Genomic DNA, 6,844 nt, shown 5'->3' with positions numbered 1-6,844 from the left:
AAGGAACGGTCGCTTCCTTTGTACTCACCCTCTCGGGCTTTCCTCCGGGCGCTTCCCTTCGGTCTTGCGTCTCCGACTCTACCAGATCTTTTCGATCCGATTCCCCGTCGGCGGGGTTTGTCACTGCCTTCCGGCTTTCGCCCGTCGGCCTTTCGACATTCACTACGCTAGCGGATTTCTCCGGGGACTCATAATCGAGTCCCGCGAGATTGAATTCGAGCACGCAGACACGCCGAATCCGCCCTCGCTGAGGGGAAACCATAAGTAGTGGGTTGGCCGCTTCCGACTGCAGGCGATTGCCATACCCGGGTCAAGCGGCTCGGGCTACATTACGCCTCCCTCACGGGAGAGTCAACCTCGGCGGCGCCTGGGGACGTGAGCCCGGTAGGGGCTCACTGTCGGGTCGTCAGAGACCCAGTAGCGCCAGGGATGGACGCCGCCCTCGCCGGCCACACCGGTGCGCGGACCGTTGCGTACCCGGTCGCTGGGCACGGGAGTGCCGGTCAGTACGCGCATGGGAGTGTCCCCGGCGGTGCAGGCGTCCGTGCCGTTCAGGGCGCGGTCGACGTCCAGGGCGGTGGCGAGGCGGGCCGGGCCTTTGGCCAGTTCCTTGTCGTTGCGCGCGGTATGCCGTCGGGTGCGGGCCAGCTCGGCACCCTCGATGATCTCGCCGGCGCGGAGCAGAACCGCACTCGCCCTGCCCTCAGGTCCGCACACCAGGTTCATGCAGAACCACATGCCGTAGGTGAAGTAGACGTACACGTGTCCGGGGGGACCGAACATCACGTCGTTGCGGGGCGTGCGACCGCGGTAGGCGTGGGAGCCGGGGTCGTTCTGACCGTCGTAGGCCTCGACCTCCGTCAGGCGGAGGGCGATCGGACCGTCCGGGGTGTTGCGGACGAGGACGCGGCCCAGGAGGTCGGGGGCCACCTCGAGGATGGGGCGGTCGAAGAAGTCCCTGGGCAGGGGCGTACGGTCGGGGCTCGCGATCATGCCCTCCGAGCGTAACGCAGGTGAGTCCTTGCGAGGGATGGCCGTGCTCCGTCCCCCTTGCCAGGGTGTGGGGCCTGGAACCGGCCGTGGCCGGATCGCGTTTGTAGGGGTCGAGGGTCATACGCACAGCCTGGAGAGGGAGAGAGATGCCGTTCAAGAAGCTGCTCGCGAGTCTGGGGGCCGGTGGGGCTTCGGTGGAGACCGTGCTGAGCGAGGTCAACGTCGTCCCGGGCGGCGTCGTCCAGGGCGAGGTCCGGATCCAGGGTGGTTCCGTCGACCAGCAGATCGAGGCTCTGTCGGTGGGGCTCCAGGCCAAGGTCGAGGTGGAGAGCGGCGACCAGGAGTACAAGCAGGACATCGAGTTCACGAAGAGCCGGCTCGGCGGTGCCTTCGAGCTGAAGGCGAACGCGGTGCACGCCGTGCAGTTCGGACTCGAGATCCCCTGGGAGACGCCGATCACCATGATCGACGGACAGGCGCTGCGCGGTATGGACATCGGCGTCACCACGGAGCTGGAGATCGCCCGCGCGGTGGACTCCGGCGACCTGGACCCGATCAACGTGCACCCGCTCCCCGCGCAGAAGGCGATCCTGGACGCGTTCATCGGGCTGGGCTTCCGCTTCAAGAACGCGGACATGGAGCGCGGCCACATCCGGGGTACACGGCAGAAGCTGCCCTTCTACCAGGAGATCGAGTTTTTCCCGCCGCAGCAGTACCGGGGGCTGAACCAGGTCGAGCTGAGCTTCGTGGCCGACGCCCAGGCCATGGACGTCGTGCTGGAGATGGACAAGAAGCCGGGTCTGTTCAGCGAGGGCAGCGACACGTTCCGTTCGTTCAAGGTGGGGCTGGACGACTACCGGGGGACCGACTGGACCGCGTACCTCAACCAGTGGCTGTCCGAGGTCGGCAGCAAGCGGAACTGGTTCTGAGGGTTCTAGGCTCGGACACCACTGCACCACACGATCAGGAGGTACCGAGGTGACCGAGCTCAAGCGGCGTCCGCTCCCCCATGACTTCCACCCGCCCGTGGCGTCGTTCACGGTCACGAGTGAGGACGTCCAGGAGGGGGCGACGCTCAAGGACGCTCAGGTCTACGCGGCCGGTAACACCTCACCGCATCTGCGGTGGGAGGGCTTCCCGGCCGAGACCAAGAGCTTCGCCGTGACGTGCTACGACCCGGACGCCCCGACGGGGAGCGGTTTCTGGCACTGGGTGGTGTTCGACATCCCGGCATCGGTGACCGAACTGCCGGTGGGCGCGGGCAGCGGCAGGTTCGAGGGGTTGCCGGAGGGTGCCGTACAGGCGCGTAACGACTACGGGACCAAGGAGTTCGGTGGTGCCGCGCCGCCGGCCGGCGACGGGCCACACCGGTACGTGTTCACGGTGTACGCCGTGGACCAGGAGAAGCTGGGCCCGGACGCTGAGGCGACTCCCGCCTTCGTCGGCTTCAACCTGCGGTTCCACACGATCGGCCGGGCTCAGTTGATCGGTGAGTACGAGGTGCCTGCCGAAGGCTGAGTGTTCCGAGCGTTCATGGAACGTTTGCCCGCCCCTGGTCTTGGAATGGATCAGGGACGGGCATTTTTGTTGCGGGGGTGGTGGGAGGGGGTGCGACCCCCGTCAGAGCAGCAGATATTGCGTTGTCCATCTCGGCGTGCCCGGCCAGAGTTGCTCCCAGCCCGCCAAGGGGTGGGCCGGTGCACACGGGAGGTGGGCTGGTATGCGGGACGCGTTGGTACTGAACGCGAGCTTCGAGCCGTTGTCGACGGTGACGCTGAATCGAGCCGTCGTTCTGGTGCTCCAGGACAAGGCCGTCGTCGAACAGGCCCACCCCTCCCTGCGGATGCGCGGAGCCGCGCTCGACATGCCGGCGCCCCGGGTGATCAGGCTGTGCCAATACGTACGGGTGCCCTTTCGAAGACGTGCTCCGTGGTCGCGGCGGGGCGTGCTGGTACGGGACCGGCACCGGTGCGCGTACTGCGGAAGGCGCGCGACGACCGTGGACCACGTGGTGCCGCGGTCGCACGGTGGGCAGGACACGTGGCTGAACACGGTGGCCTCGTGCGCGGAGGACAATCACCGGAAGGCGAATCGGACGCCTGAGCAGGCGGGGATGCCGTTGTTGCGGGAGCCGTTCGAGCCGACTCCCGCCGATGCGATGTTGCTGGCGCTGGCCAGGGACGACCTTGAAGCGCTGCCGGATTGGTTGGTACTGGACGCTGCGTGAGGGTTTCGCCGTAGGGGCTGACGTGCGTCGCCGACTGCGGGTTCGTTGTGGCGGGTCGCGCAGTTCGCCGCGCCCCTGACGGGGCGCGGCACCAACCGGCGTCGACAGTGCCGGCTAGTCGATCGACGGCTTCTCGCGGCGTTCCTGGGCAGGGACGCTCGCGCCGCCGTTGCCGCTGCCCGAACCGCCGCCCAGGCCGCCGATGTTGCCCATGGCTCCGGAGAGGCCCTTGAGGGCGTCGCCGATCTCGCTCGGGACGATCCAGAGTTTGTTGGCGTCGCCCTCGGCGATCTTCGGGAGCATCTGGAGGTACTGGTAGGAGAGCAGCTTCTGGTCCGGGTCGCCGGCGTGGATGGCCTCGAAGACGGTGCGAACGGCCTGGGCCTCGCCTTCGGCGCGCAGGGCGGCGGCCTTGGCCTCACCCTCGGCACGCAGGATCTGGGACTGCTTCTCGCCCTCGGCGCGCAGGATCTCGGACTGCCGGACACCTTCGGCCTGGAGGATCGCGGCGCGCTTGTCGCGGTCGGCGCGCATCTGCTTCTCCATCGAGTCCTGGATGGAGGTGGGCGGTTCGATGGCCTTGAGCTCGACGCGGTTGACGCGGATACCCCACTTGCCGGTGGCCTCGTCGAGGACGCCGCGCAGGGCGGCGTTGATCTCCTCGCGGGAGGTGAGGGTGCGTTCCAAATCCATGCCGCCGATGATGTTGCGGAGTGTGGTGACCGTGAGCTGCTCGATGGCCTGGATGTAGCTGGCGACCTCGTAGGTAGCGGCGCGGGCGTCGGTCACCTGGTAGTAGATGACGGTGTCGATGTTGACGACCAGGTTGTCCTGGGTGATGACCGGCTGCGGAGGGAAGGGAACGACCTGTTCACGCAGGTCGATGCGGTTGCGGATGGTGTCGATGAACGGGACGACGATGTTGAGCCCCGCGTTGAGTGTCCGCGTGTAGCGGCCGAAGCGCTCGACGATGGCGGCGCTGGCCTGTGGGATGACCTGGATGGTTTTGATCAGGGCGATGAAGACCAACACCACCAGGATGATCAGAACGATGATGACCGGTTCCATCGTGGCTGTCCGTCCCCTTCTCCGCCTCGGCGCTCTGGCAGATCCTATTGACCCTGACTGCTGTGCATCTTACGGCTGTTGAGGATCTTGTCCGTCGAGTCTGACAGACCGTCGCGTGCTTCGGTGGGTGTTCGGTCCACTTGTGTCCGGCGAGGTCACATGATGATCGCAGTAGCCCCCTCGATGTCCACGACGTCCACTTCCTCGCCCGCCTCGTAGGCGCGTGCGGTGTCGAGGGCGCGCGCGGACCAGATCTCTCCGGCGAGCTTGATCCGGCCGCCCTCAGAGCCGTCGATCCGCTCCACCACGACGGCCTGTCTGCCTTTCAGGGCGTCGACGCCCGTGGCCAGTTGGGGCCGTTGGGCGCGGTGCCGGGCGGCGACGGGCCGTACGACGGCGATGAGGGCGACCGAAACGATGATGAAGACGAGTACCTGGACGACGAGGTCCGCGCCGAAGCCGGAGGCGACGGCGGCGGCGATCGCGCCGACGGCGAGCATCCCGAACTCCGGCATCGCCGTCACGACGAGCGGGATTCCGAGCCCGGCCGCGGCAACGAGCCACCACACCCATGCGTCGATGTCGTTCACATGGTCATGGTAGGTCCGGGTGGCGTGCCGGGGACAGGGCGCACGGGGGGCGGGTCAGGACAGCGGGAGCCCTTGTGCGGTCCAGCGGTCGCCGACCTGCTCGACGACGAGCGGGAGTCCGAAGCAGAGGGAGAGGTTGCGAGAGGTCAGTTCGAGCTCCAGCGGGCCCGCGGCCAGGACCTTGCCCTGACGGATCATCAGGACATGGGTGAAGCCCGGGGCGATCTCCTCGACGTGGTGGGTGACCATGATCATCGAGGGGGCAATCGGGTCGCGGGCGAGGCGGCCGAGGCGGCGGACGAGGTCCTCGCGGCCGCCGAGGTCGAGGCCGGCGGCCGGCTCGTCCAGGAGCAGCAGCTCGGGGTCGGTCATCAGGGCGCGGGCGATCAGAGTGCGCTTGCGCTCGCCCTCGGAGAGGGTGCCGAACTTTCGGTCGAGGTACTCGGTCATGCCGAGGCGGTCGAGGAACGCGCGGGCGCGCTGCTCGTCGATCTCCTCGTACTCCTCCTGCCAGCCGGCGGTCATGCCGTAGGCGGCGGTGAGGACGGTCTGCAGGACGGTCTGGCGCCTGGGCAGCTTGTCGGCCATGGCGATGCCCGCCATGCCGATGCGCGGGCGCAGCTCGAAGACGTCGGTGCCGGGCTTGCCCAGGGTCTCGCCGAGGACGGTGGCGGTGCCCTTGCTGGGGTAGAGGTAGCTGGACGCGACGTTGAGGAGGGTGGTCTTGCCGGCGCCGTTGGGGCCGAGGATGACCCAGCGCTCACCCTCCTTCACCGACCAGGAGACCTGGTCCACCAGAGCCCGGCCCTCGCGGACCACGGATACGTCCTGAAGCTCCAGAACATCGCTCATGAGCGCGTTGTCTCCCCTTGCAGTGTGGCCGGTTCCGGCTGTCGCGTACGCCTGTGGGCTCGGGTCGCCGCGCTGGTGGGCGCAGGCCCCTCCAGGAAATCTACGCCACCGGTCGGCTTCGCCGTTCCATCGGTCCGGTCCTTAGGGTGGGGGCATGCTCTCGGAACCACGCGCAGGGCGCCTTGCCGCCTGGGGAAATGCCCTTATTGCCGGAATGGTCTCGCCGGATGACGCCGCGATCGCGATCGTGGGCGAGGACGCGGTGCACCGAGTGGCGGGGCTGCCGGGCGAATCGGCTCCGGTCGGTCTCACGCTGGCGCTGGGGCGGCTGCGGGCGCTCGGGGCGACCGGGCTGCGGGTCGCGCTGCCCGCGCCGGGACATCCGCTGGGGTTGAGCGGGCCGCCGGAGTTCAACGCGCGTGCGCTGGAGGCGGAGGAGGCGGTGGTGTGTCACGGGGCGGCGCTCGGGCTGGTGCCGGAGGTGTACGAGGCCGGGCCCGAGGGTGACGTGCACGTCGAAGTGGTCTGGCACTGTCTGGCGGTGCGGGAGGCGCCGCCGGCGGACGTGCCGTCGCTCGGGGAGGCCGAGCGGGAACTGGCGGAGGCGTTGCGGGACGCGACGGAGGTGCTGACGCGGCTGGACGTCGCCGGGTCGGGGCCGGTGGCCGAGGCGGCGGTGGCGGCGTACCGGGCGCGGGCTGAGCGGGGGCGGGAGGTGCTGGCGCCGGGGTATCCGCCGCGGGCGGTACGGGTGCTGGAGTTGGCTCAGCGGGTGGGGATGCTGATTTCGCTGGCCTACGAGAACGGGCACGGGGGTGCGGTGAGTGCGTCCGAGATGGCGGCGCGCGGGGAGGTGTTGCGGCCGGTGGAGCGGACGGCTCGGCGGGCGCAGGTCGCGGCGTACAACTCCGTTGTTGAGGAGGGGGAGAAGGGAGTGCGGTGACTGCCTGCACGACCCGTACTCCACGTTCGTGTGAGCGTCCGGGGTGCTGCGCTCTCGGAGCCCCGCTCTCGGTCTGACCGGCCTCGTCCTCGAACGCCGGACGGGCTGTTTTGACCCACCGCCGTCAAGGGATCACACCCATGACGGCGACCGGCCTCCCGGGTGGGGCCG

7 protein-coding genes and 1 pseudogene are annotated in these 6,844 nt (G+C 68.6%); 4 read left to right on the top strand and 4 right to left on the bottom strand.

The annotated features are described in order from the left end of the window. Nucleotides 1–351 precede the first annotated feature (351 nt). Nucleotides 352–993 carry a DNA-3-methyladenine glycosylase gene (locus IE142_RS29635; RefSeq protein WP_191888584.1) on the bottom strand — a complete coding sequence of 214 codons (642 nt, stop codon included), beginning with the start codon at nucleotides 991–993 and terminating at the stop codon, nucleotides 352–354. 146 nt (nucleotides 994–1,139) lie between these two features. Here IE142_RS29635 and IE142_RS29630 point away from each other — a divergent pair, with 146 nt between their 5' ends. The 3 genes from IE142_RS29630 (at nucleotide 1,140) to IE142_RS29620 (ending at nucleotide 3,220) form a co-directional block, all read left to right on the top strand. After that, on the top strand, nucleotides 1,140–1,922 hold the full coding sequence (locus IE142_RS29630; protein WP_191888583.1) for a sporulation protein: 783 nt from the start codon (nucleotides 1,140–1,142) through the stop codon (nucleotides 1,920–1,922). Nucleotides 1,923–1,971: 49 nt separating this feature from the next. Beyond that, nucleotides 1,972–2,511, top strand: coding sequence for a YbhB/YbcL family Raf kinase inhibitor-like protein (locus IE142_RS29625; RefSeq protein WP_043374581.1), 540 nt, complete (start codon nucleotides 1,972–1,974; stop codon nucleotides 2,509–2,511). A gap of 202 nt (nucleotides 2,512–2,713) precedes the next feature. After that, nucleotides 2,714–3,220, top strand: coding sequence for an HNH endonuclease (locus IE142_RS29620; protein WP_043374579.1), 507 nt, complete (start codon nucleotides 2,714–2,716; stop codon nucleotides 3,218–3,220). A gap of 114 nt (nucleotides 3,221–3,334) precedes the next feature. Here the strand turns inward: IE142_RS29620 and IE142_RS29615 are convergent, their stop codons facing one another. From IE142_RS29615 to IE142_RS29605, 3 genes and pseudogenes are all read right to left on the bottom strand, one after another. Further along, nucleotides 3,335–4,288: an SPFH domain-containing protein gene (locus tag IE142_RS29615; protein ID WP_191888582.1), complete on the bottom strand. Its 954-nt coding sequence runs from the start codon at nucleotides 4,286–4,288 to the stop codon at nucleotides 3,335–3,337. Nucleotides 4,289–4,443: 155 nt separating this feature from the next. Next, complete coding sequence (locus IE142_RS29610) at nucleotides 4,444–4,878, bottom strand: NfeD family protein (protein WP_191888581.1); 435 nt, start codon at nucleotides 4,876–4,878, stop codon at nucleotides 4,444–4,446. A 321-nt stretch (nucleotides 4,879–5,199) separates the two neighbouring features. Continuing rightward, nucleotides 5,200–5,730 (bottom strand): annotated as a pseudogene (locus tag IE142_RS29605) (ABC transporter ATP-binding protein); the annotation flags it as partial. Nucleotides 5,731–5,884: 154 nt separating this feature from the next. Here IE142_RS29605 and IE142_RS29600 point away from each other — a divergent pair. Next, nucleotides 5,885–6,673, top strand: coding sequence for an Rv1486c family protein (locus IE142_RS29600; RefSeq protein ID WP_191888580.1), 789 nt, complete (start codon nucleotides 5,885–5,887; stop codon nucleotides 6,671–6,673). The last annotated feature ends 171 nt before the right edge of the window (nucleotides 6,674–6,844 follow it).

Origin of the sequence: Streptomyces mutabilis, from assembly GCF_014649815.1 — a bacterium.
GTDB lineage: Bacteria > Actinomycetota > Actinomycetes > Streptomycetales > Streptomycetaceae > Streptomyces > Streptomyces mutabilis.
The sequence above is the reverse complement of the archived record's forward strand: the minus strand, read 5'-3'. Positions and strand labels throughout refer to the sequence as shown.